Raw genomic sequence first — 23,076 nt, 5'->3', positions numbered from 1 at the left:
AAACAAATTATTCTGGATTCTGTGGAGCGAAATCGCTCCACAGCGAACGTGGGCTTGCGCCCAAAAAGCAAGGGTTAAGTCAAGGCACACGGTGTCTACCTGACATTGGAGCGAAAACGCTCCAATGGAACGTAATCGAACCAGTAATCAGGAGACAGCTACGAACGAGAACCTATGCCGTATTTGCGTAACCGCTGCCCAATAGCGGTGTGCGACGTTTGCAGACGATGTGCCAATTGCCGGGTTGAGGGATAGGCCAGATAGAGGCTCTCCAATAGCGACTTCTCGAAATCCTGCACAGCCGCTTCCAGGCTGATTATTCCTTGCGAATCTGCTTTCTGACTGATCAGTTCAGTACCGGCGAGCTCAAGCCCGTCGCTGTCGATCACGTCCCCTTCGCAGATTGCGGCCGCTCTGAAAATGACGTTCTGCAACTGGCGAACATTACCTGACCATTGGTTTCCTAATAACAGTAGATGGGTCGATGGCGCCAACCGGCAGGGCGAACGCTGAATCTGTTCGCAGGCCTGGCGCAAGAAATGTTCAGCCAGCAGCAGGATGTCCTGTCCACGCTCGCGAAGCGCAGGCACCATCAGGTTAAGGACGTTGAGTCGGTAGTAAAGATCTTCGCGAAAGCTACCCTCAGTCACCATTAGTTCGAGATTTCGGTGGGTGGCGCACAGCACCCGCACGCTGACATGCACCTCGCGATCACCACCGACGCGGCGGAAGCAGCCATCACTGAGAAAGCGCAGCAATTTTGCTTGCAGGTACGGTGACATCTCGCCTACCTCATCTAGAAATACCGTACCCCGATCCGACAGCTCCAACAGCCCAGGCTTGCCGCCTCGCTGTGCTCCGGTAAACGCACCGGCGGCGTAGCCGAACAGCTCACTCTCGGCCAGGCTTTCCGGCAGCGCTGCACAGTTCAGGGCTAGGAACGGTGCGTCTCGTCTTGCACTCATGGTGTGACAGGCCCTCGCTACAAGTTCCTTACCCGTCCCCGTCTCGCCCTGAATCAACAACGGTGCGTCCAGCCCGGCAACCTTGTGCAGTCGCGTCTTGAGCTGTGCTAGCACCGGCGACTTCCCCAGTAAAGCGTCCAGCCCTTCCGCATGATCGTGATGCAGAGAAGCCAGGCGCTCACCGATACGGCTCGGAGGATAAAGCGTCAACAATCCACCCGCGAGCAAACGCGAACTCTGTGTCGTACCGATAATGGGAGTGGCGTCAAGCAACAGGTCGTGTCCTTTGAAATTGACCTCACACATCGGCAACCGAAAGCTTTTGTCCAACAAGGCCCTTGTGAAGTTCGGCGCTGTGAACAAATTCGAAAGGGGCTCTCCCGTTGGATCGCTGCCATAAAGACTGATCAGTTCGGGATTGGCCAACAGGACATACCCCCCCGGATCAACCGCCAATACCGGATCGCTCATAGCGGCTAACAACGCATCAAGTTGAAGACGGCGACATTGACCCGGGAGCATGTCGACCAGCTCCACAGCTTTGACGCCTTCTACTCGTAATAACGCATAATTGAGCTCGTCCAGCACCGTCTGACTCAGGTCTGGCGCATCGATGTAGACGTTAGGTGGAATCATCTCCACCGCGTCCAAGTTGAGGTTTCGCGCGCCGAGCAGTGCCAGCACTTCTTGGGTAATACCGACGCGATCATTGAATGTGACGTGGATTCGCATGATGCGCCTCGATCAAAGGGTTGGGGGAGTTTAAAGTTCCGCGATCAGAGAAAACCTACCGGTAAACGCTTGTTCAAAAAGAAAGACAAGAATCCCGCATTCGAGATCCATTTCAAGTAAGTATTCAGGGATTCCCGTGCCAATCGATATTGAAAGCTTATGATGAAGCCGCCGACCTATCGCCTTTTTGCGCCAACTCCTACACTCAGAACAGATGAAACAGTTACCAGCGCAGGATAAGCCATAATGCACAAAACCCTGTGGGAGCGAGCCTGCTCGCGATAGCGATGGAACAGCCAGCCATGGTATTTCCTGAGACACCGCTATCGCGAGCAGGCTCGCTCCCACAGGTTTTTCGTCAGTCCGATTGCCCACAGGAGCACAGCATGACCGCAACCGTTCTTGTACTGGTTGAAACCGTCAACGAATACCTGCCGATTCTTGAGCGTCAGGGCTATCACTTGGAGTTGGCGCCAACGCCTGCCGAGCGCAAGACGGCGATTTACGAACATGGAGAACGGTTCAGTGCGGTTCTGACCCGCGGTCCCCTGGGTTTGACGGCCGAGGAAATTGCCGCCCTGCCCAACCTGAAAATCATCTGCGTGATCGGCGCCGGCTACGAGCAGGTGGACCTGCAGGCCGCCCATCAGCGCGGCATCGTCGTGACCAATGGCGCCGGGGTCAACGCGTCGTCGGTTGCCGACCATGCCATGGCGCTGTTGCTGGCGCTGGTGCGCGACATCCCCCATTGCGATGCCGCCCTGCGACGGGGCGAATGGCCGAGGAGCGCGCGCCCTTCCCTGGCCGGTAAGCGGCTGGGCGTGTTGGGCCTTGGCGCGGTGGGCATGGCGATCGCCAAACGGGCCGCCCTGGGCTTTGACATGAGTGTCAGCTATCACAATCGCCGGGTACGCAACGACGTGCCCTACACCTTCTGTGCCACGCCCACGGAACTGGCGCGGGTCTCGGACTTCCTGATCGTCGCCACGCCAGGCGGCCTGGATACCCGGCAGTTGATAAACAAGCAGAGCCTGGATGCGCTCGGTCCAAAAGGATTTCTGGTGAACGTCGCCAGGGCCAGCGTGGTTGCCACCGCCGACCTGATCAGCGCCCTGGAACAACGGCGAATTGCCGGAGCGGCCCTGGATGTGTTCGATCACGAGCCCGAGGTGCCGCAGGCGCTGAAGAACCTGCCCAACGTCGTCCTCACACCCCACGTGGCAGGCCTGTCGCCGGAAGCCACCCGCGCTATGGTGGAGTTGGTGGGCCAGAACCTGACCGCGTTTTTTTCCGGCAAACCGGTACTGACGCCGGTGCGCTTGCCCGACGAGGAGCGCTAGAGAACGCCCAATAGCGTCCACACGCGCCGGGATTCGGCATCGGCACTGATCAGTTCGCCCAGCAGCTCGTTCAACGGTTTGTTGCCCCACTCCACGCCGCGCCGGATCAAATAGGGCACCGGACTGTGGGGTTCGGTGCGAGCCAGGTAGCTGGCGATGACCAGCAACTGGCGATAGGCTTCTTCGCGGCTGACCGGCTCCTGAAAAGCCAGGGTTGCCGCGGCGCCCGCCTGCGCCGGGGCGGTTTGCGGCGTCACCGGCGGTGGTGCTTGCACCGGCACGACGGTGGGTTGCTGTGGGTTCATCGCAATGAACTCCTCTATCAATGTCAGCAAGGCCTGCATCACGTCCTGCAGGGAGGAATAGCCTGGGGCCTGATCGCCCAGGTAGGCATCACTCCAGGCTTCAAGCCGTTGCAGGTGCTGCAGGCTCAGCATCAGGCTGCCCTGGCGATGCAACCAGAACGACAATGGCGTGGTGCGAATCAGTTCGCTGAGTTTTTTCTGGTCGTTGCGTGCCGCTTCCGCCGAGGCCTTGGCGTTTTTACTGTCGTTGACCAACACCTGCTGACGCTGCAAGCGTTGCCAGTCGGCCAGGCAGAAGCCGTCGAAATCAGGGTCCCGGCCATCGAACAAGGGCACCCGTGTCAGTAACACTTCGCTGTAGCGACGGGCCAGCCACTCCAGCGGAATGACCCGCCACGACGGGTCACCGTCATCGGCCCGGGGATACAGTTGCTCGGGGTAACGCTCACACAGACCCGCCACCAACGCCAGGCTTCCCGGCAGTCCTTCCAGCCCGGTCAGGTGTAACCAGGCCTCCCCCAGCCACGCGCTGATCATCAAATCCTTGCTGCGCTCGAGCAGCAACGCAGTGGCGAGTCTTTCCAGTTCCGGCCATTGGGCACGCTTGATCGACGATTGCCACACACCTGTGGGCAGGCTGGTGTCGTCCTCCCGGCGCAACTCGCGCAACTGGTCGAACTCCGGCTCGTAGCGCAGATCCTGGCCACAGGGCGATTCGGCGCTGATCGGCTCAAGCAACCGGGGGATGAGTTCGGGCAAAGGGGATATCGGCAAACTCACAAGCCCTCCTCGCGGGTTGCGATGGCGGTGCTCGATGAGGTCGCCATGAAAGGTGAACGGGGGGCCTGGGTCGGCAGCGGCGCAATCGACAGCGGTAGCTTCGAACCCTGGCTCATCAGCGACAAACGCAGGAACATCTGGGTCTGTTGCGCCGTTGTCGCCTGGGTCTGGGCCGTCACGGGCAGTTGCAGGGTCAGCGGGAAGTCGGTGTAGTCGGCGTTCGGCTGGCGCTGGCTCGACACCAGTGAGCGCATCAGGCGCAGCAACGCCCACGGCCCCTGATACTCCCAGCCGGCTTCCAGATCGCGCACCACCAGGTCGGGTTGCAAGGGGTCGTTGGCCGGACGCTGGTAACCGTTACGGGCCCAGCGCAGGGTCAAACTCACCGGTTGCCCGACCATCCAGCGCAGGTTCTGCCCGGTTTCACCTGGGTAACTGATCTGTTGGTTGCCGGCGTTCAGCCCCCAGGCGATCACCTGATCCGCGCCGCGTTCCTGCTCGCGATCGGTTCGCCAGCGCACGTCCATTTCCACGCCGAGCAAGCCACTCTTGTCCCGCACGAACAGCGGCCCGAGCCAGGCACCGGCCTGTTTCAAACGGTTGAGAAAATCCTCCGCCGCCAATCGCTCCGGCGTCCGGCTCAACGCCAGTCCGGCCTGTGCCTGAGGCAGCCGCGTGTCGATCAGCTCCAGCAGGCGCTGGACCCGCGCCGGGTCGGCATCGCTGGCCCGCACGTCCTGGGAAAACGGAAAGCGCCCGGCCAGGTACTGATTGAAATAATTGGCCAGGTCATTCCAGGCGGTCGCCGCCTGGTTCTGTTGTAGATACAGGCAGCGCTGCAAGGCACTTTGTTGCAGCGTAACGGTGCGCACGGCCAGGTCGCCACGTCCGCCGGGCAGGCTGGACGTTTGCAGTATTTGCGCGCAGGACGTGGTGTCCATTTCGATGAAATCGCGGCTTACCAATTGCTCCAGTTGGGCAGCCGCACTGGCCGGGTTCTGGTTCTTGTATTTGAGCAGTTCGTCGTTGAGCGCCATGAACCGGGCGACCTGATCATGCTCCAGGGCCGACAGGTTGTCCTGCTGGACAATCAGCCATTCCAGCGCGGGCATGCGCTGCTCGGCGATCTGTAGCATGGCGCCGAACTGCTGGTTGAGGTTCAGCTTCAAGTCCTGAGGATCAGTGGCGCCGTACAACTGCAAGCCGAAGTTCTTCGAGCCGTCCCAGCGTTGGACATCGGCACGTTGAGTGAACAGTGGCTGGGCGTCGATTTCGTTCAGGCCGCTCTGGATCTGCGCCAACGCGCGGCGGTTGAGCAGGCGCTGAAAACGAATCGCCAGATCGCTGCGCTTCACATCCATGAAAGCTTTTTGCAGGGCAACGGCCTGGGAGGTCTGCACATTGAAACTCATGCCCGGTAGCGGTTGCTCGCTGTCATCCAGACTCAGCCACATGGCCCGCGCCGCCGCGCTTTCAGCAGCCTCCATCAGCGCCCCTCGATAATCCGGCGGGATGCGCGGCAGTTCTTCATTGGCGTAGCTCTGGTAGCTGGCGAAGTAGTTCAAGGCAACGCTGAAATCGTCGCTGTCACCCCGGCCCATCGAGTCGGCGTTACTGTCCGACGGCGCCTTCTGCATGGCCAACGCCACGAAGTCACGCTTGAACAGCGCTTGTACCGCGCCGTCCAGCGCCGTGACATGCTCCTGCAGCACCAGCAAACCGCTGCCCTGCTGGACCAACAGATTGTCCCTGGAACCGGTCTGGACGATCCACTGGTCGCGAAAGCTCTGCTGCAATTTTGCCGCCTGGCTCTGCAGATCCTGCTCAAGATCCGGCCCCAGCAGCGTGCTGTGGCCCACCTTGTCCATCAACTGGGTGTAACCGGGCACCAGGTCCTGCCCCTTGCCCCGGCCCCAGGCTGAGTTGGTCAGGCTGACGAGCCTTTGCAGGTCATCGACCAACGCCATCAGCTCTTCGAGTTCGCTCAAGGAGTTGCCGCCGCCGGCCTCAAGCCGTTGCAGATGCAGCTTCAGGTAACCGGCCTGCCGCACGAAGTTGTCCGCCAGAAAGTAATGATCCAGCCAGCGCTGCATCAGGCCCATGAAGTTATCGGCAATCACCGGGCGCGCGGCGTTCAGGTCCAGGCCTTTCAAATCGCTATTCTGGGCATCGAACAGCACCCGATTGTAAAAACGCGCCCGGCTCAAGGTCCCGGTGTTGAGGTTCAACGACAGGGCGTTGTTGCTCAGTTGCACCAGCTCGTCCAACGGTGCCTTGGGGTTGTTCACCGCCTGGCTGAACATCTGGTTGTGCTGTTCCAGGCGCACCGCACGCTCAACCAGGTCCTTGGCTTTCACGTAACTTTGCCATTGCGCCGGATCTTCGCTTTCCACGTTGCCGCGCCGCTCGGTATTGCGGATGCCCTTGAGTTGTTCGAGATCCGAGACCAGCAGGTCACGCAGCGGCAATATCCAATGATGGCGGGCGGTCATGCGCAAGCCGTTGTCCAGTTGTACGTCCACGGCGGAGAACCAGGAAGTCGGAAACACCACCGAGACGAAACGCCAGCGCGGGGCTTTTTCCAGCACGTTCCAGTAGTTCTGCACGTTGTGCCGGGTCGGCTCCAGTTGCGGCTTGTCGGGGTCGACCACGACATGGTTTTTGTGCGCGCTGAGGACCAACCGCGACAAGCCCTCGGCTTGCTCGACCGAATCGTGCCAGACCCAGACCATGCTCCCCAGCCAGACCACGCCGACCACCAGCGCCACCCCACCGCCCAGCCGATGCCAGCGCTGGCGCAAGCGCAGCAGGCGTGGCACCGGCTGGGCCAGCCCCCGCTCGGCCACCAGCCGGCGCGACCACAATTGCCGGGCGAACACCGTCTGGCGCAAAACGCTGTCGCTGGCGGTCAACCCATCGCCAGTGACGGCGGGCGCCTGGCTGGCGGTGAAATACACGCCACGAAAGCGTGGTGCCTCGCCTTGCGCGTTGCCCTGGAAAACCGGTTCCAGCAGCAGCTGCATGGCGCGCCGCAACCCTTCGAAACGCTCCGGCAACCCATACAGATCGCTGCTCAACTGCCCCGACAGCGCGCCGATTTCGATGATCGACTGGGACAATGCGGCGTTGACCTGATCCAGCGCCTGATCGCTCCATTGCGATTGCCACGCCGCCTCGGGCGAATATGGCGACGACCAGCCCAGCGTCGATTCCCGCGCCTGGGCGGGCAAGGCGCTGACCAGTTCCTGGAACCCCGGCAGTTCTTCCATCCCGGTGATCACCACGTACACCGGCAAGCTCAGACCGAACCGTTGCAAGAGGTCGATGAAACAGCGCCGGACCTTGAGACTCAGCTCGGTCGTCTGCTCGATGTCATCGAGCTTGCCGAACGGCACAGTCCAGATCACTGCATCCAGCGGACGTCTGCTGCGCAGGCGCAGAATCAATCCCAACAGCCGCCACCAGTTGCCCCGCTGCATGTTCATGCCCTCATCGGGCAAAAACAGCGCCTGGGGCACCACCAGCACCGCGCCTTCGGCATCCGACCACCAGCGCCCGAACCACGCCGCCTTGTCTGTCGGCTGCAAACGCCACTGGGCGCACAACTGCGCGCCATCGGCCTCGTTGCCCAGCATCAACAACCAGGGCATCTGATAGCGGTCCCGAGTGCCTTGCTCCTGCTCCATGTGGCGCACCGCGCCATAGAAGCTGCGGATGGCCGCCCCGCCCTGGGTGCGCAGCCACCAGATCGCGGCCGCAATCAGCAGCACCGCGACAATGGCGAGCAACACCAGGGCGACGATGCTCAAGAGGCTCATGAGTCCTGCTCCTGAACCACCGACTCGTTCAGTTGCAGCACCGGTTCAAGCTCTGATTGGATGTCACGCCAGAACACCTGCCCCAACCCGGTCAGCAACAGCACCATCGCCAGGATCACCAGGCCCAGGCGCAAACCGTCCGGCAACGACTGTTGAACCGGGACACGTATCGGTGTGGCCGCCGCAGACATCGCCAGGCGCTGGCTGACATCGACATAATCGGGCTCGTGCTGCCAGGCGAACGTGAACAGCGCCACACGCCATTTTTCGTGCTGGACCTGACCGGGCTCGCCCCGCAATCGGCCCTGAAAACCGAGAATCAGACACTGCAGGTACACGTTGGCCAGGTCCCGGGTGCCGGGCATCTGCTCATCGAGCAGTTTCTTGATCGCAGCCGGCAACCGTTCGCCGGCCTGACGGCTGGAGTACATGCGCGATTCGAGGGGATGCTGCTGCCAGGCCAGTTGTCCCGGCCATGGGGTGAACAGCAAGGTCTCGTCCACCAGCGCCACGAAGGCGTAGACCAATGCCTTGACCTGCTCGGTGGCCGCATCGCCCACGGTGGCAAAGGCAACCCGCCACAACCGCTGGGCGCTTCGACCGGAAAACTCCACCACCCGGCTGACCAATACCGCGGGGTCGCTGTCCTTGGGCAAGTCCTGCCAGTCCTGGGACCACTTCAGCCAAGCCTGACGAAACGCACTGCTCAGCGGTGCCTCATGCAGACTCCGAACCGCCCCGCCACTTCCGTCAGGCATACGACTCCCCTTTTACGATCAGGCGCTTTCACCGGCTTGCGCCACAAACAACACCACTTGCCACGGACTGCTGGCCTGATGCGAGGCCGGCGCTACGATGTGCAACGGCAATTGCCCATCGAACCATTGCCCGCTGGCGGCCACCACGAACAACCGGGTGTCGTCACCCACGCTGTAGGCCACCTGTTCGTTGCGGCTCATGGCCTGATGGGGCAGACCGCTCATGCGTTGGCGACTCAACAACGGGATGTGCGGCGCCGACGCGATGATCGCCCCGCGCAACCACTCGGCCGCGGCTTGCTCACTGGCGCCGTTGGGCATACGCAGGCCGATCACCAGGCGCTGGTTCGGCTGGTCGTCGGGCAACTGGATCGAGAACACCTGGTCATCGCGCTCGAAGGCCAGGCTGCGATAACCGGCGCGGACCAGCTCCAGGGTGTTTTCCAGCCAGTCCAGCAGCGGCTCATAGCCGCGTTGCAACTCAAGAAAATCCAATGGCGCAAAGGCCGGGACACCGGCCAGCGGATCGAGCGCCGCCCAGCTGCCGGCCAGCCCCAACAGCAGACCATGCAAGGCCTGGGGTGTCGCCACCCGAGTGTTCAGCGCGCCTTCGACTTCCGGCAAACGCGCCCACAACGCAGTCAATTGACGGCGAATCTCCATGGCATCGTCCTGGTTACCGGCCGCTTGGGCCTGACGCAGGCGCCCGGCCAGGAACAGGCATTTCTCCCGAGCCCTGGCACACAGCCCGGCCACTCGCCGACCAAGAATTGATTCCGGCAACAGGATCGGCGTCGGCGGTGTGTAGGCCACCCGCAGGAAACCGCCGCCCTCCTTGCGGATGCGCAACAGCGGCAGGCAGATCGAGTCGGCCTTGCTCAGTTGTGTGCACAGCCGAGGGTTCGGCCGCCACACCGTGATGGACTCGGGGAACTCGCCGCTGGTGAGGTCCGGCAAGGCGTCACCCACTACCGATTGCAGCCGGCCCTTGAGCGGCAGCAATTGCCCGGCGCGCCAGAGCGGACTGATGGCCAGGTACACGGTCACCGTCGCGTCGTCGGTCTTGTTCACCGCTTCGGTGATGTCCAGCTCCAGGGTCGGCCCGACCCCGGCCTGCACGTTGACCGGCAACCCGTCCGGCAAGGTGCCCTGTAGCTGCAACAGCCGGACCTGGCCGGCGCTGAGGGCCGAAGGGTCGACCTCCAACTGGCTGACACCCCAGAACCAGGGGTTGCAGGCGCCGGCAAAATGCGCGGCCAGGGCTTCAGCGCGCAGGCCTTGCAATTGGAAGTGCTGGGGCAGCAACTGCATGCCCTCGTGCCAGCAAACCGCGTCAGGTAACAGACTCATACGACTCCCTTCGACATCCCAATGACGCCGCCCCTGGGCGGCCCGCGGTCACTCAAGGCTGACTGGCAAGTTGGCCATCGTTCACCAGGGTCATCTCACGACTTTCGAACTTCAGCCAAGCCTGGCGCTGATCGTCCAGCCGAAGCCGGTGGGCTCCGGGAGTGTTATAGCTGGCGAAGACCAAAAGTCCAGCGGCGCGCCTGCCCTCCAGAGGGAAGGGTTGGCGGTCGATGAATTGCCCCGGCACCAGCTCCAGCCCCCACACCGACATGAGTTGACGATAGTCGCGCTGGAACTGTTCGCGCTCGGCAAACCACTGGCGTGCGCTGATTCCCGAAAGCTGCTTGAGCAGATCCGGGTCGTTCACGGCGACAAAATCCACTGCGATGGGTGTGTCGTCATTGGCTCGGGGCGCGACGTCCAGGGTCAAACTGTCGAGGTCGACACTGGGAGCAAACAGCGAACAACCGGTGAGCGCGACGCTCAAAAAAAATCCGGAAAAAAGAACACGCAAAATGAATCTTCCTTTTCTCAGCGGTCAAAAATTGTTTTTGCTTGCATTTTTATAGACCTGTTCTAGCGTCTTGGGTAGTTCGACCCACACAGTCGAATGCACCAGGTTCGTCAAGGGAATGACAGGTCTACTGCCCTCCATTTGCAACCTGCGGATCAGCAAGGGAATGCGATGAGCGGGCCCCCCGATGCATTGCTCCCTACATGCATCGGAGTCGGCCGCCATGGCAGAAAGTACCCAGCACAAGCTCGACAGAGTCCGTCCTCCCCGCGTCCAGATCACCTATGACGTGGAAATCGGCAATGCCATCGAAAAGAAAGAATTGCCACTGGTGGTCGGCATTCTGGCCGACCTCTCGGGCAAACCACTGGACCCGCTGCCCAAGCTCAACGAGCGGCGCTTCACCGAAATCGATCGCGACAATTTCAACGAGGTACTGGCCTCCATCTCCCCTCGCGCCACGCTCCAGGTGAATAACACCCTCAGCGGTGACGACAGCAAGCTCAACATCGAACTCAACTTCCGTCACATCGACGACTTCGACCCGGTCAAGGTTGTGGAGCAGGTCACGCCCCTGCGCCGACTGTTCGAAGCCCGCCAGCGGCTGCGGGACCTGCTGACCAAGCTTGATGGCAACGACGACCTGGACAAGCTGCTGCGCGACGTGATCGCCAACACCGAAGGCCTGCAAGAGATCAAGTCAGCCCGCCCTCAGGATGCGCAAGACCTGCCGACCGAAGCCGCCAACGATGACCCAGCCCCGGCCGAACCACAGGCCTGATCGCGCTCATCACTCAAGGGAGATAAAGCCATGCCTGCTTCATCCAGCGCTCAAACCAGCGAGAGCACGACCCAGACCCTGTCCCTGCTGGACAAGATCATCGCCGAAGGCCGCATGGCCCACGACGACAGCCAGCAGGACTACGCCCGCGACATGCTGGCCGAATTCGCCACCCAGGTCCTCGACGAAGGCATGGCCATCGACAAGGACACCGTGGCCATGATCAACGACCGCATCAGCCAGATCGATCAGTTGATCAGCGCCCAGCTCAATGAAGTGCTGCACCACCCGGAACTGCAAAAACTCGAAGCCTCCTGGCGCGGCCTGCATCTGCTGGTGCAAAACACTGAAACCAGCACGCGGCTTAAACTGCGCTTGCTCAACGTGACCCAGAAAGAACTGCAGAACGATCTGGAAAAAGCCGTCGAGTTTGACCAGAGCGCGCTGTTCAAGAAGATCTACGAGGAAGAATACGGCACCTTCGGCGGGCATCCGTTCAGCCTGCTGGTGGGCGACTACACGTTTGGTCGCCACCCCCAGGACATCGGCCTGCTGGAAAAGCTGTCGAACGTCGCCGCCGCCGCGCACGCGCCGTTCATTGCCGCCGCCAGCCCCCGGTTGTTCGACATGACCAGCTTCACCGAGCTGGCCGTGCCCCGTGACCTGTCGAAGATTTTCGAAAGCCAGGAGCTGATCAAGTGGCGCTCGTTCCGCGAAAGCGAAGATTCGCGCTACGTGTCCCTGGTGCTGCCGCACTTTCTGCTGCGCCTGCCCTACGGCCCGGACACGCTGCCGGTGGAAGGCATCAACTACGTCGAGGACGTCAACGGCACCGACCACAGTAAATACCTGTGGGGCAACGCCGCCTGGGCGCTGTCGCAACGCATCACCGAAGCCTTCGCCAAATATGGCTGGTGCGCGGCGATTCGCGGGGCCGAAGGCGGTGGCGCGGTAGCAGGCCTGCCGGCCCATACCTTCCGCACCAGTTCCGGGGACCTGTCGCTCAAATGCCCGACCGAAGTGGCGATCACCGACCGGCGCGAAAAAGAACTCAACGACCTGGGCTTCATTTCCCTGTGCCACAAGAAAAACAGTGACGTGGCAGTGTTCTTCGGCGGCCAGACCACCAACAAGGCCAAGCTCTACAACACCAACGAGGCCAACGCCAACGCGCGAATCTCGGCGATGTTGCCGTATGTGCTCGCCGCCTCGCGTTTCGCCCATTACCTGAAGGTCATCATGCGCGACAAAGTCGGCAGCTTCATGACCCGCGACAACGTGCAGACCTACCTCAATAACTGGATCGCCGATTACGTGCTGATCAACGACAACGCGCCGCAAGAGATCAAGGCGCAGTACCCGTTGCGCGAAGCGCGGGTGGACGTCACGGAGGTGGCGGGCAAGCCAGGGGCCTACAAGGCCACGGTGTTCCTGCGGCCGCACTTCCAGTTGGAGGAGCTGACTGCTTCGATCCGCCTGGTGGCGACCCTGCCGCCGCCGGTAGCGGCCTGACGGCTATGTAGCTATGTGGCGAGGGAGCTTGCTCCCGCTGGACTGCACAGCAGTCCCACAAAAGAGGGGGCCGCTGCGCGACCCAGCGGGAGCAAGCTCCCTCGCCACAGGTTCGGCGTTCGTCTTTAACAGATCGGTATTGGCCCCCCCATCTCGTCTTATTCAGGAGTTCCACACAATGGATGCGATCATTCTCGACCTCGGCGGCGACATCAAGGGCGACAGCCTGCTCGAGGGCTTCACGGACAAAATCGAAGTCATGTCCTACAGCCACAACGTGGCGATGCAAGTCACCAATGACGTCAGCAACTCGGAACGTACGTCCGGCAGGCCCCACATCGGCGAATTCACCCTGACCAAATTCGTCGACAGTTCTACCCCCACCCTCAACGAATATTGCTGCGCCGGTAAACCGATCCCCGAAGCCATCATCACCATCGGTCGCAACGCTGCCGAAGGCAGCGGTCAGATCATGCCGTTCATCGTCTACACCCTGACCAACGTCGTGCTGTCCAACGTCAGCGTCAGTGGCGGTACGGGCGGCAAACCGGTGGAAACCCTGTCGCTGAACTTCACCAAGATCAAATGGGAACTCACCGCGCAGAAAGACGACGGCACCAAGGAAGGCACGGCGGGCACGACGTGGGACCTGGCGGCCAACAAGATGACCAAGTAAGGAAGCCGCGCCCATGGCTGATTTCGGGCTTCGCCCTCCCCTGTTCGACCGCCTGGCCAGCCCGGCGCAAGACCCTGAGCGGGCGTTCGACCGGCAGGCGCTGCAGGACTCGGTTCATGCCGAACTGCTGCGCCTGTTCAACACCCGACGCGGCCCGAAGGCGCTGACCGAGCCGCCGAGCATTCTGGATTACGGCATCGCTGACTGGACGGCGCTACAACAGCAGCGCAGCGATGACCGTCGCCAACTGACCCGCGAGATCCGTCAGGCCATCAACCACTTCGAACCGCGCCTGCGATTGGGCGAGGTCCAGGTCAACCCTGTGCCGGGTCATCCCCAGCAACTGAACATACGGCTATTGGGCGAGTTGCGCGGTGATCAGCACTCATGGCCTGTGGCATTTGTCATCGAGCCCGCCGGCGACGGCCTTGAGGTACGACATGAGCGACTCGATTGACCCGCAACTGCTGGATTATTACCAGCGTGAATTGACCTGGCTGCGACATGCCGGGAGCCTGTTCGCCGAACGTTACCCCAAGGTCGCCAGGCGCCTGGAACTGTCTCCCGGTGAATGCCCGGACCCGCATGTCGAGCGACTGCTGGAGGGCTTCGCACTGCTGGCCGCCCGCTTGCAGCGAAGACTGGACGACGACTACGCCGAGTTCAGCGATGCCTTGCTCGAACAGCTTTACCCTCTGGCCCTGCGTCCTCTGCCGTCCTGCGCCATCGTGCAGTTCGAGCCCGACCCGAGCAAAGGCAACCTCAATGAAGGCTACCCCCTGCCCCGGGACACGCCCTTGTTCGTCACCACCGACAAGGGGCAGAGCATTCATTTTCGCACCACGGCCGCCGTGCGCCTGTGGCCGGTCGAAGTCAGTGAAGCGTTGCTGCTGGGCAGCGATGAGGCTCAGGCGCTGACGGGGGTGGTGCAGGCGCGTTCCGCCTTGCGCCTGAACCTGCGTTGCCTGGGGGAAAGCCAATGGTCGACGCTGGGGATCGATTCTCTGCGGGTGCACCTGGCAGCCTCACCAATGATCAACGCCTGGCTGTATGACCTGCTCGGCGCCCATGCCGTGAAGGTCCTGGCCGGCCCACCGGGCAGCGTGCCGGAACCCCTGACCGGCCTGCCTGAGATCGTCGGTTTCGCCAGTGATCAAGCCTTGCTGCCGGACGAGGCCGGGGTGCATCCCGGCATGCGCCTGCTGGCGGAGTACTTTGCCTTCCCCGACAAATTCGGCTTTTTCGACCTGCCACTGGCCGGAGCGTCCAGCGACAGCCAAGCGTTGTACCTGTACATCGTGTTCGACCGCGCCCCCGTCAGCCGCCTTCCGCTCCAGGCCAGCGACATCGCCCTGGGCTGCGCGCCAGTGATCAACCTGTTCCCCAGGACGTCCGAGCCGCTACGCCCGGACGGCACCCGCAGCGAATACCGCCTGGTGGCCGACAGTCATCGAGAGAACAGCGTCGAGATCCACAGCATCCGCGGCATGCGCGCGACGTCGAGCCAGGGGGTGCGCAAAGTGCCGGCCTATTACGGCAGCCAGCACGGCAACGACCAGGCCTATTACTGGCATGCGCGGCGAGTCAGCGGCATGAGCCCCAATCGCCTGGGCACCGATTTGATGGTCAGCCTGGTGGACACTCAGTTCGACCCGCTGGCTGACACGCGGGACTACAGCCTCACCGCCGAGTTGCTGTGCACCAACCGCCATCTGGCCCAGAGCCTACCGTCCGGCACCGCGCTGGGTTTTGAGCGTCCCGGGCCGGTGGCCTGGGCTCGTCTGCGCAACCCGCCCAGCCCGCAAAGCCTGCCACGCCTGGATGGCGAATCGCGCTGGAGACTGGTGTCGCAATTGACCCTCAACCACCTGTCGCTGGTGGAAGGTCCCCAGGCTCTCGACGCGCTGCGGGAAATTCTCGAATTGCACAATCTGCGGGACGAGGCCAGCGCCCGGCGACAGATCGCCGGGGTGCTGGAACTGGCCTGTGACCGGGTCATCGCCCATGTCGGCGAAGACGCCTGGCGCGGTTGGCGCAACGGCTTGCAAGTAAGCCTGCAACTGGACCCGCAACACTTCGTCGGCAGCAGTGCCGTGCTGTTCTCCGGGGTGCTGGCGCAGTTCTTTTCCCTCTATGCCACCGCCAATCGTTTCGTGCGCACCGTACTCGTTCAGTCGGACAGGGAGGTGAAAACATGGCAACCCCAAGCCGGCAAGCCCCTGACGCTCTGAACCTGAGCGAACGTTTGCGGCGCGCCCCGCATCGTTTCGAATGGCTTCAGGCATTGCTGGTGCTGGAGCGCGAACAGCCCCAGGCCGAAACCCTGGGCAGCGGCACCGCGCCCCACGCCGAAGCCCTGCGCCTGCGGGGACCGCTGACACCGCTGTTCGCCGCCAGTGAAGTCGAAAGCCTGAAGCAGGAGCCCGGCACGGCACCCATCCTGACCACGCCGATCTTTGGCCTCGGCGGCCCCGACGGCCCCTTGCCCTACGCCTATCAGGAATGGCTGCAACAACGGGCACGGGCGCGCGATCATGCGCCGGCGGAGTTTCTCGACCTGTTCCAGCATCGTCTGCTCAGCCTGCTCTACAAAGTGATGCGCAAACACCGCATCGCCCTGGGTTTTACCGCACCGGCGGCGTCTGCCGTGCAGGCGCAATTGCGTGCATTGACCGGCCTGCTGCCCAAGGCGTTGCAAGAACGCCAGGCCGCACCCGATGCGGGCGTGCTGGCGTGTACCGCACTGTACGCCGATGGCCGGCGCTCCCTGGCCGGGTTTGCAGCCATCGTGCGCGAACAGTTCGGGCTGCCGGTGGAACTGACCGCCTACAAAGGTGGCTGGCGCGAAATTCCTCCCGCCAGCCGCAGCCGCTTGCAGCCCGGCGGGCGCAACTTGCGCTTGGGCCACAGCGCGGTCGCCGGCACTCGGGTCTGGGACGAACATGCCGGCGTGCGCCTGACCCTCGGCCCGCTGACCGCGGTTCAGGCCAATGCATTGCTGCCCACCGGCGAGACCCATCCGTTACTCGCCAGCCTTTACGCCTTGTACTTCGGTCCCGATCTGGATTGCACCCTGGTGCTGCTGATCCGTGGCGCCGGGCCACTGCAACTGGTTCGCCAGGCGCCGCCACGATTGAGCTGGAACGGTGGCCTGCAACGCCAGCCGAACCTTGCCGTACAACGGATCGAAACTCGCCTTCGTCAGCCGGAGATCGCCTGAAATGGAACTGGCCAGCCTGATCGGACGCCTCAACCCGGACAACCGTCGTGCCCTGGAACGCGCCGCGCAACGCTGCCTGCAACGCAGCCATCACTATGTGGAAATCGAGCACCTGCTGCTGGAACTGCTGGACATCGAAGGCGGTGACTTCGCCTGTCTGTTGCCGCGCTTTGGCCTGGAGCGCGACGCGGTGGCGGCAGAAATCAACAAGGCCCTGGAGCTGTTCAAATCCGGCAGTACCCGCACGCCGGCCCTGTCGACGCAAACCATCGGCCTGCTGGAGGACGCCGTGGTGCAAGCCAGCGTGCTGGGCCTGGACAGCATTCGTTCCGGCTTGTTGTTGCTGGCACTGCTGGACCGTGATGAGCGTCGCAGCCTGTTGCTCAACAGTGCCTCGTCGCTGCTGCGCATTCCCCGGGAGGCCTTGCGCGCCCATCTGTTGGAATGGACCGAAAGCTCGCGGGAACATGTCGGCGGCGTGCGCCCGGTAAAACCCGGTGAGGCACCACCGAAACAGGACCCGGTGCTCGACCAATACACCCAGGACCTGACCGCCGACGCTCGGGACGGACGCATCGATCCCATCGTCGGACGCGACGGTGAGATTCGTCAGTGCATCGATATCCTGCTCAGACGTCGGCAGAACAACCCGATCCTGGTGGGCGCGCCGGGCGTCGGCAAGACCGCGGTGGTGGAGGGACTGGCCCTGCGCATCGCCGCAGGCGACGTGCCACCGTCGTTGCAGGAGGTCACATTGCGCGTGCTGGATCTGGGCCTGTTGCAGGCCGGCGCGGGCGTCAAGGGCGAGTTCGAACAGCGTCTCAAAGGCGTGATTGACGCTGTACGCAGCGCTGAAAAACCGATCATCCTGTTTATCGACGAAGCCCATACCCTGATCGGTGCCGGCGGCGCTGAAGGTGGCAGCGACGCGGCCAACCTGCTCAAACCGGCCCTGGCCCGGGGTGAACTGCGCACCCTGGCCGCCACCACCTGGCTGGAATACAAAAAATACTTCGAGAAAGACCCGGCCCTGGCCCGCCGCTTCCAACTGGTGCAGGTCGAAGAACCGGACGAACTCACCGCCGTGGAAATGCTCCGTGGCGTAGCGACCAAACTGGAACAACATCACGGCGTACACGTGCTGGATGCGGCCATTCAGGAGGCGGTGAAACTGTCCCACCGCTACATTTCCGGGCGACAGTTGCCGGACAAAGCCATCAGCGTGCTCGACACCGCCTGCGCGCGGGTCGCCCTCGGCCAACACGATGTGCCACCGCCTCTGGAAAGCCTGCGCCATCGCCAGAACAGCCTCAAGGACGAAGTCGAACGCTTGCGCCGTGAACAGGCCACCGGACTGGATCACCGCGAGCGCATCACCCTGCTGGAAACCGAGTCGAGCGGCAACGTGCAGGCCATCCGCGAGCTGGAGACCCGCTGGGGTGAAGAGCGCGAAGCGGTGCGCGAACTGCTCGACACCCGCCGCGAGCTGCTGGCCTTGAGCGAGCGCGCCGACGGTGAAAAGCCCGACACCGAGATCGATAACCGCATCGACCACCTGGCTGCCGAACTGCTGCGTCTGGAGGCCGGCCTGGATGCCATTCGCCAGGACGATCCGCTGGTACCCGAACAGGTGGACAGCAAGACCGTCGCCGCCGTGATCGCCGGCTGGACCGGCATCCCGGTAGGCAAGATGCTCGCCGACGAAGCCCACGCCGTGCGCACCCTCGGTCAGCGCATGGGCCTGCGGGTGATGGGCCAGGACACCGCGTTGAACACCATCGCCCAGCGCCTGCAAGCCTACCGCGCCGGCCTGACCGATCCACAGAAACCGGTCGGCGTATTCCTGCTGGTGGGCCCCACCGGCGTGGGCAAGACCGAAACCGCCTACGCCCTGGCCGATGCCCTTTATGGCGGCGAACGTAACCTGATCAGCATCAACCTTTCGGAATACCAGGAAGCCCACACCGTCAGCCAGCTCAAGGGCGCCCCGCCCGGCTATGTCGGCTACGGCAGCGGCGGTGTGCTCACCGAAGCGGTGCGGCGCAAACCCTACTCGGTGGTGTTGCTGGATGAAATCGAAAAGGCCCACCCGGATGTGCTCGAGGCCTTCTACAACGTCTTCGACAAAGGCCTGATGGAAGACGGCACCGGCCTGGTGGTGGACTTCAAGAACACGGTGATGCTTGCCACCAGCAACGTCGGCGCCGAACTGCTACTGGACACGCCAGCCGCGCAACTGGGCAGCGACGCCTTCAACGAAGCCTTGCATAAAGTCTTGCTGCAAGCGTTTCGCCCCGCATTCCTGGCGCGCATGACGGTGGTGGCGTATCGGCCGCTGGAGGAGGCGACGCTGGAAGCCATTGTCCTGGCCAAGCTGGAGAAACTGCGTGGGCGGTATAAGGCCGCGACCGGCAAGCAGTTCGAGTTCGACGCAGGGATCGTCAAGGCCGTGTTGGCCAAGTGCAGCGCGGCAGGAGCAAGGGATGTGGAGAATGTGTTGATGACGCAGGTGACGGGGAAGTTGGCGGAGTGGGTGTTGGAGTGACAAACCGTCGTGGTTCATCGCCTGTTAAGTCTTTCTGAGTTGGACCGGAGCCCTTATGAAGTTCTATCACTACACCACCCAGTCAGCGGCCAAATCCATCACTGATAATCAAATCGGCACCCCCGCCGTCCGGGAGTGGAAATGCACGATGAATCAACCTCAAAAGTGGGCCTGGTTCAAAAAGCAGCATGAAGAAGGTTTCTATTTAACGACCATACCGCCGTCTGAAATACGAGAGAAAAAAGAGAAACTCGGCATTAGCAAACTGTCAGAAGTCTATGTTTTGTATTTCAACCTCGCATGGATAAAACCAAAACAGATGAAGAAAGTGGATGATTACGTAAATAGCGGATTCATCAAGATTAAAAAAGTTGGCGAGCCTGACAAAATTTGCGCTCAACGCATTGGGGTCAATACCAATCAACTGGACAATGTTCCTTTCCCGGTTGAGTCGTGTTTATGGGCAGGCCCGGTCGAAGGATTTCCTGACGATATTTAAAGGCGCTGAGGACAATCAATGCCCCGCTCCACCGACAGCAACACCACCCTCTCCTTCACCGCGGCCACGCTGTCGGCGCTGTATCCGGAATCGCTGTCCGGCGAAGAGAGCCTCAATGCGTTGGGCTCGCACATCCTCAACGGCATCAACGACGGCCCTTCGCTGACCCTCACCAGCGCTGTCGCCAGCCATGTCACCATGACGCTGCACAAGGACGCCTTGTTGCGCCCGCTGGATTTTCTGGTCGCGGAGATCCGCCAGCTCCCCGCCGACGCCACCGCCGAACGCTATCAACTTTTATTGCGCCCGTGGCTTTGGTGGCTGACCCTGGCGAGCAACAATCGGGTGTTTCAGAACCTCGCCACCTCGGACATCGTCACCACGATTTTCAAGGCCCATGGTTTCACCGATTTCCAGCTCAAACTCACCGGCAGCTACACACCACGCGAATACTGCGTGCAATACGGCGAAACCGATCTGGCCTTTGTTTCGCGCTTGATGGAAGAAGACGGGATTTTCTGGTTTTTCAGCCACGAGCAAGGCACGCACACGCTGGTGCTGGCTGACAACAATGATGCGTTCTTGCCGATCCCCAATGGCCCGACGGTGAGTTATCTCGGGCAGAAAATAGGTGATCGGGAACTGCATGGCGTCCGCTCAGGCCAGGTGTGCCTGCAAGCGGTGGCCGGGGTCTACCAGGCAACCGACTACCAATTCACCACGCCAACGACTTCGCTCTACAGCCAGGCCGAAGCCGTCGCCGGGCCGAGTTCGATATACGAGCATCCGGGCGGCTATGACGCCAAGGGCCAGGGCGATGCGTTGACCAAACAACGGGTGGATGGCCTGCGCAGTCAGGAGAAGCGGTTTGTCGGCGAAAGCGACTGCCGTTGGCTGGTGCCGGGGTATTGGTTCACCCTCGCCGGCCATGAAGACCCGACGCTGAATATCGATTGGGTGGTGACCTCGGTCAGCCACGAAGCCAGCCACGATAGCTACCGAAACCGCTTCGAGGCGATTCCCAAGGCCACCACTTATCGACCGCCCCGCACCACGCAAAAACCACGCATGCACACCCAGACGGCACTGGTGGTGGGCAAGGCCGGCGAAGAAATCTGGACCGATGAATACGGGCGGATCAAGTTGCAGTTCCCTTGGGACCGCACCGGCAAGAACGACGAGAGTTCATCCTGCTGGGTTCGTGTGGTTTTGCCCTGGAGCGGCAAGGGGTTTGGCATGCAGTTCGTGCCGCGCATCGGCCAGGAGGTCATCGTCACCTTCATCGACGGCGACCCCGACCGGCCGCTGGTGACCGGTTGTGTCTACAACGGCGACAACGCCCTGCCCTACGCGCTGCCGGCCAACCAGACCCAGTCCGGGATCAAGACCAACTCGTCCAAGGGCGGCGGCGGTTTCAACGAATTGCGCTTCGAGGACAAGAAGGACGCCGAGGAGGTGTTTCTCCAGGCCCAGAAAGATTTCAACATCAACGTGCTCAACGACACCACCGCCACGGTCGGTCACGATGAAACCCTCACGGTGCAGAACGCGCGCACCCGCACGGTCAAGGAAGGCGACGAAACCGTCACCCTGGAAAAGGGCAAACGCAGCGTGACCATCCAGACCGGCAGCGACAGCCTCGATGTGAAGGACACTCGCACCGTGACCGTGGGTTCGGACCAGAATCACAGCACCGGGGGCAACTACGCGCACAAGGTCACTGGTAACTATGAGCTGACGGTGGACGGCAACCTGACCATCAAGGTCAGTGGCACCCTGACCCTGCAAAGCGGCGGCAGCTTCGCGATCAAGAGCGGTGCGGACCTGGCGGCCCAGGCCAGCACGTCCATCAGCCAAAAGGCTGGAACCGCCCTGAGCAACCAGGCCGGTACGTCATTGGAGAACAAGGCCGGCACCACCCTGACCAACGACGCAGGCATCAGCCTGGTGAACAAGGCCGCCGCCGAACAGACCGTGGACGGCGGCGGCATGCTGACCATCAAGGGCGGCCTGGTGAAGGTCAACTGACGGGAGCGTGCCAATGACCTCGAAAAAACTCGACGTGGAGCGTGGCGACAGCCACCTGAGCGGGCAACTGGTCGACGGCCACCTCGACGGCCCGCTGCAGATTGATGAGGCCCAGCGCCCGCAAGCGAAACTCAACTATCAGCAAGGTGAGCTGCAAGGCACCAGCACGCTGTATCACCCCAACGGTAAAGTCTCGGCGGTGTTGCCCTTCGTCAAAGGCAAACTGCAGGGCGTCGCGAGTTTTTACGCCGCCGAAGGCGGGCTGCAGCGCCAGGCCACTTATCGGGGTGGGTTGCTGCACGGTGAAGCGAACAACTATTTCCCCGATGGGCAACTGGCCGAGTCCGAGTTCTATCGTGACGGTGTGCGTGACGGTCGTTATCGACGCATGCACCCCAATGGCAACCCCGCCGTCGAGGCCCGCTACCTCAACGGCCAACTGCTGGAACCGGCACACGCTTATGCCGAAGACGGCCGACCACTGGACGCCGAGGGCAAGCCGATTTCCAGGGTGCGCTGGTGGTTCAGGCGCTGGAGTGATCCGGCGCAAGCATAATTATTATCTTTCCCCTTACCCATATGGGAGCGAGCCTGCTCGCGATGACGGTGGTACAGCCAACATCTCCACCAACTGACCCACCGCTATCGCGAGCAGGCTCGCTCCCACAGGAAATCATCCCTACCTGTAGGTCCGAACCAATCAGGGAATGAGCATCTGCACCTGCCCCGGCACGACGATCTTGATCACCCCGGCCCAGGTACACATCAGGGTGCTGTTGGCATCGATGGCCGGCATGTTGCCCAGCAGCAAGGTCGGTGGGCCGCCGGGGATCCAGGGCGTAGCGGTGGCAGGAATGCACGGCATGGGTGTCAGCACGCCCAATGCCGCGGCAGTCGCAGCGGCGACGGTCGGGTTAGCCAGGCTTTGACACATGCCGAAGGTGGTGATGTTCACCAGAGGAATGTGATCCATGATATTCGCCGCCGGCATCCCGCCGGTCAGCAGCCGATTGACCGGCAGCACATTGAGCACCGCCGGGGCGGCGCCGAAACTGCATTGCAAGGTTGCGGTGCCACAGACTTGCGGGCATCCCATCGCGATGGCTCCCTGAAAAGCGGCAGACGCTGAAACCATAGCTCATCCACCCGGCATCAGGCCCGCTGATTATCCTGCAACACGCTAACCTATAAGACCCTGGCGTGCTTGTGACGCCTCTCACCTGCCATTAGATTAGCCAATGATCGATGGCCTC

At 62.1% G+C, this 23,076-nt stretch carries 18 protein-coding genes; 11 read left to right on the top strand and 7 right to left on the bottom strand.

The features are described 5' to 3' along the window. Positions 1-158: 158 nt before the first annotated feature. Positions 159-1,697, bottom strand: coding sequence for a sigma-54-dependent transcriptional regulator (locus PSEUDOMOFG3G_RS10995; RefSeq protein ID WP_139049928.1), 1,539 nt, complete (start codon positions 1,695-1,697; stop codon positions 159-161). 386 nt (positions 1,698-2,083) lie between these two features. Between PSEUDOMOFG3G_RS10995 and PSEUDOMOFG3G_RS10990 the strand changes: the two genes are divergently transcribed. Beyond that, positions 2,084-3,037 (top strand): 2-hydroxyacid dehydrogenase, encoded by a 954-nt coding sequence (locus PSEUDOMOFG3G_RS10990; protein ID WP_047225744.1) that lies wholly within the window; start codon positions 2,084-2,086, stop codon positions 3,035-3,037. Here the strand turns inward: PSEUDOMOFG3G_RS10990 and tssA are convergent. From tssA to PSEUDOMOFG3G_RS10965, 5 genes are read right to left on the bottom strand one after another with little or no spacing between them, the layout of a single operon-like run. Beyond that, positions 3,034-4,122, bottom strand: coding sequence for a type VI secretion system protein TssA (tssA, locus tag PSEUDOMOFG3G_RS10985; protein WP_139049927.1), 1,089 nt, complete (start codon positions 4,120-4,122; stop codon positions 3,034-3,036). The two genes, PSEUDOMOFG3G_RS10990 and tssA, sit on opposite strands and share 4 nt — an antisense overlap. Next, positions 4,119-7,940, bottom strand: coding sequence for a type VI secretion protein IcmF/TssM N-terminal domain-containing protein (locus PSEUDOMOFG3G_RS10980; RefSeq protein WP_139049926.1), 3,822 nt, complete (start codon positions 7,938-7,940; stop codon positions 4,119-4,121). Before PSEUDOMOFG3G_RS10980 ends, tssA begins: the two co-directional genes overlap by 4 nt. After that, positions 7,937-8,698: a DotU family type IV/VI secretion system protein gene (locus PSEUDOMOFG3G_RS10975; RefSeq protein ID WP_107322346.1), complete on the bottom strand. Its 762-nt coding sequence runs from the start codon at positions 8,696-8,698 to the stop codon at positions 7,937-7,939. The genes PSEUDOMOFG3G_RS10980 and PSEUDOMOFG3G_RS10975 overlap by 4 nt, the downstream gene beginning before the upstream one ends. Positions 8,699-8,716: 18 nt before the next feature. Next, positions 8,717-10,048 carry a type VI secretion system baseplate subunit TssK gene (gene tssK, locus PSEUDOMOFG3G_RS10970; protein WP_139049925.1) on the bottom strand — a complete coding sequence of 444 codons (1,332 nt, stop codon included), beginning with the start codon at positions 10,046-10,048 and terminating at the stop codon, positions 8,717-8,719. A gap of 52 nt (positions 10,049-10,100) precedes the next feature. Further along, positions 10,101-10,562: a hypothetical protein gene (locus PSEUDOMOFG3G_RS10965; protein WP_047225739.1), complete on the bottom strand. Its 462-nt coding sequence runs from the start codon at positions 10,560-10,562 to the stop codon at positions 10,101-10,103. A gap of 223 nt (positions 10,563-10,785) precedes the next feature. Between PSEUDOMOFG3G_RS10965 and tssB the strand changes: the two genes are divergently transcribed. The 10 genes from tssB to PSEUDOMOFG3G_RS10915 all read left to right on the top strand — a co-directional run bounded on the left by tssB (position 10,786) and on the right by PSEUDOMOFG3G_RS10915 (position 22,379). After that, entirely contained in the window at positions 10,786-11,343 is a 558-nt protein-coding gene (gene tssB, locus PSEUDOMOFG3G_RS10960; protein WP_047225738.1) for a type VI secretion system contractile sheath small subunit, read from the top strand. Positions 11,344-11,373: 30 nt separating this feature from the next. Beyond that, positions 11,374-12,855 (top strand): type VI secretion system contractile sheath large subunit, encoded by a 1,482-nt coding sequence (gene tssC / locus PSEUDOMOFG3G_RS10955; RefSeq protein ID WP_047225737.1) that lies wholly within the window; start codon positions 11,374-11,376, stop codon positions 12,853-12,855. 178 nt (positions 12,856-13,033) lie between these two features. Then, on the top strand, positions 13,034-13,531 hold the full coding sequence (locus PSEUDOMOFG3G_RS10950; protein ID WP_047225736.1) for an Hcp family type VI secretion system effector: 498 nt from the start codon (positions 13,034-13,036) through the stop codon (positions 13,529-13,531). A 13-nt stretch (positions 13,532-13,544) separates the two neighbouring features. After that, positions 13,545-13,988, top strand: coding sequence for a type VI secretion system baseplate subunit TssE (gene tssE / locus PSEUDOMOFG3G_RS10945; protein ID WP_139049924.1), 444 nt, complete (start codon positions 13,545-13,547; stop codon positions 13,986-13,988). Further along, positions 13,972-15,762: a type VI secretion system baseplate subunit TssF gene (tssF, locus tag PSEUDOMOFG3G_RS10940; protein ID WP_139049923.1), complete on the top strand. Its 1,791-nt coding sequence runs from the start codon at positions 13,972-13,974 to the stop codon at positions 15,760-15,762. Before tssE ends, tssF begins: the two co-directional genes overlap by 17 nt. Further along, complete coding sequence (gene tssG / locus PSEUDOMOFG3G_RS10935) at positions 15,726-16,751, top strand: type VI secretion system baseplate subunit TssG (protein ID WP_139049922.1); 1,026 nt, start codon at positions 15,726-15,728, stop codon at positions 16,749-16,751. The genes tssF and tssG overlap by 37 nt, the downstream gene beginning before the upstream one ends. Before the next feature lies 1 nt (position 16,752). Further along, on the top strand, positions 16,753-19,296 hold the full coding sequence (gene tssH, locus PSEUDOMOFG3G_RS10930) for a type VI secretion system ATPase TssH (protein WP_107322341.1): 2,544 nt from the start codon (positions 16,753-16,755) through the stop codon (positions 19,294-19,296). Between the two features lie 55 nt (positions 19,297-19,351). Continuing rightward, on the top strand, positions 19,352-19,795 hold the full coding sequence (locus PSEUDOMOFG3G_RS10925) for a hypothetical protein (protein WP_047225731.1): 444 nt from the start codon (positions 19,352-19,354) through the stop codon (positions 19,793-19,795). Positions 19,796-19,813: 18 nt separating this feature from the next. Next, the gene (gene tssI / locus PSEUDOMOFG3G_RS10920; protein WP_139049921.1) at positions 19,814-21,823 is read left to right on the top strand and encodes a type VI secretion system tip protein VgrG; all 2,010 of its coding nucleotides are present in this window, start codon (positions 19,814-19,816) and stop codon (positions 21,821-21,823) included. A 13-nt stretch (positions 21,824-21,836) separates the two neighbouring features. Then, positions 21,837-22,379 (top strand): toxin-antitoxin system YwqK family antitoxin, encoded by a 543-nt coding sequence (locus PSEUDOMOFG3G_RS10915; protein WP_139049920.1) that lies wholly within the window; start codon positions 21,837-21,839, stop codon positions 22,377-22,379. 144 nt (positions 22,380-22,523) lie between these two features. Here PSEUDOMOFG3G_RS10915 and PSEUDOMOFG3G_RS10910 read toward each other — a convergent pair whose 3' ends face one another. Then, positions 22,524-22,919, bottom strand: a complete 396-nt coding sequence (locus tag PSEUDOMOFG3G_RS10910; RefSeq protein ID WP_047225728.1) for a DUF4280 domain-containing protein — start codon at positions 22,917-22,919, stop codon at positions 22,524-22,526. Positions 22,920-23,076: the final 157 nt, after the last annotated feature.

Source organism: Pseudomonas sp. FG-3G, from assembly GCF_901007645.1.
Classification (GTDB): Bacteria; Pseudomonadota; Gammaproteobacteria; order Pseudomonadales; family Pseudomonadaceae; genus Aquipseudomonas; species Aquipseudomonas rhizophila.
The sequence above is the reverse complement of the archived record's forward strand: the minus strand, read 5'-3'. Positions and strand labels throughout refer to the sequence as shown.

Bases quoted from the DNA above. Each gene is read 5' to 3' on its own strand.
- PSEUDOMOFG3G_RS10995 (WP_139049928.1), bottom strand. From the start codon at position 1,697: ATGCGAATCCACGTCACATTCAATGATCGCGTCGGTATTACCCAAGAA.
- PSEUDOMOFG3G_RS10990 (WP_047225744.1), top strand. From the start codon at position 2,084: ATGACCGCAACCGTTCTTGTACTGGTTGAAACCGTCAACGAATACCTG.
- PSEUDOMOFG3G_RS10980 (WP_139049926.1), bottom strand. From the start codon at position 7,940: ATGAGCCTCTTGAGCATCGTCGCCCTGGTGTTGCTCGCCATTGTCGCG.
- PSEUDOMOFG3G_RS10975 (WP_107322346.1), bottom strand. From the start codon at position 8,698: ATGCCTGACGGAAGTGGCGGGGCGGTTCGGAGTCTGCATGAGGCACCG.
- tssK (WP_139049925.1), bottom strand. From the start codon at position 10,048: ATGAGTCTGTTACCTGACGCGGTTTGCTGGCACGAGGGCATGCAGTTG.
- tssB (WP_047225738.1), top strand. From the start codon at position 10,786: ATGGCAGAAAGTACCCAGCACAAGCTCGACAGAGTCCGTCCTCCCCGC.
- tssC (WP_047225737.1), top strand. From the start codon at position 11,374: ATGCCTGCTTCATCCAGCGCTCAAACCAGCGAGAGCACGACCCAGACC.
- PSEUDOMOFG3G_RS10950 (WP_047225736.1), top strand. From the start codon at position 13,034: ATGGATGCGATCATTCTCGACCTCGGCGGCGACATCAAGGGCGACAGC.
- tssE (WP_139049924.1), top strand. From the start codon at position 13,545: ATGGCTGATTTCGGGCTTCGCCCTCCCCTGTTCGACCGCCTGGCCAGC.
- tssF (WP_139049923.1), top strand. From the start codon at position 13,972: ATGAGCGACTCGATTGACCCGCAACTGCTGGATTATTACCAGCGTGAA.
- tssG (WP_139049922.1), top strand. From the start codon at position 15,726: ATGGCAACCCCAAGCCGGCAAGCCCCTGACGCTCTGAACCTGAGCGAA.
- tssH (WP_107322341.1), top strand. From the start codon at position 16,753: ATGGAACTGGCCAGCCTGATCGGACGCCTCAACCCGGACAACCGTCGT.
- PSEUDOMOFG3G_RS10925 (WP_047225731.1), top strand. From the start codon at position 19,352: ATGAAGTTCTATCACTACACCACCCAGTCAGCGGCCAAATCCATCACT.
- tssI (WP_139049921.1), top strand. From the start codon at position 19,814: ATGCCCCGCTCCACCGACAGCAACACCACCCTCTCCTTCACCGCGGCC.
- PSEUDOMOFG3G_RS10915 (WP_139049920.1), top strand. From the start codon at position 21,837: ATGACCTCGAAAAAACTCGACGTGGAGCGTGGCGACAGCCACCTGAGC.
- PSEUDOMOFG3G_RS10910 (WP_047225728.1), bottom strand. From the start codon at position 22,919: ATGGGATGCCCGCAAGTCTGTGGCACCGCAACCTTGCAATGCAGTTTC.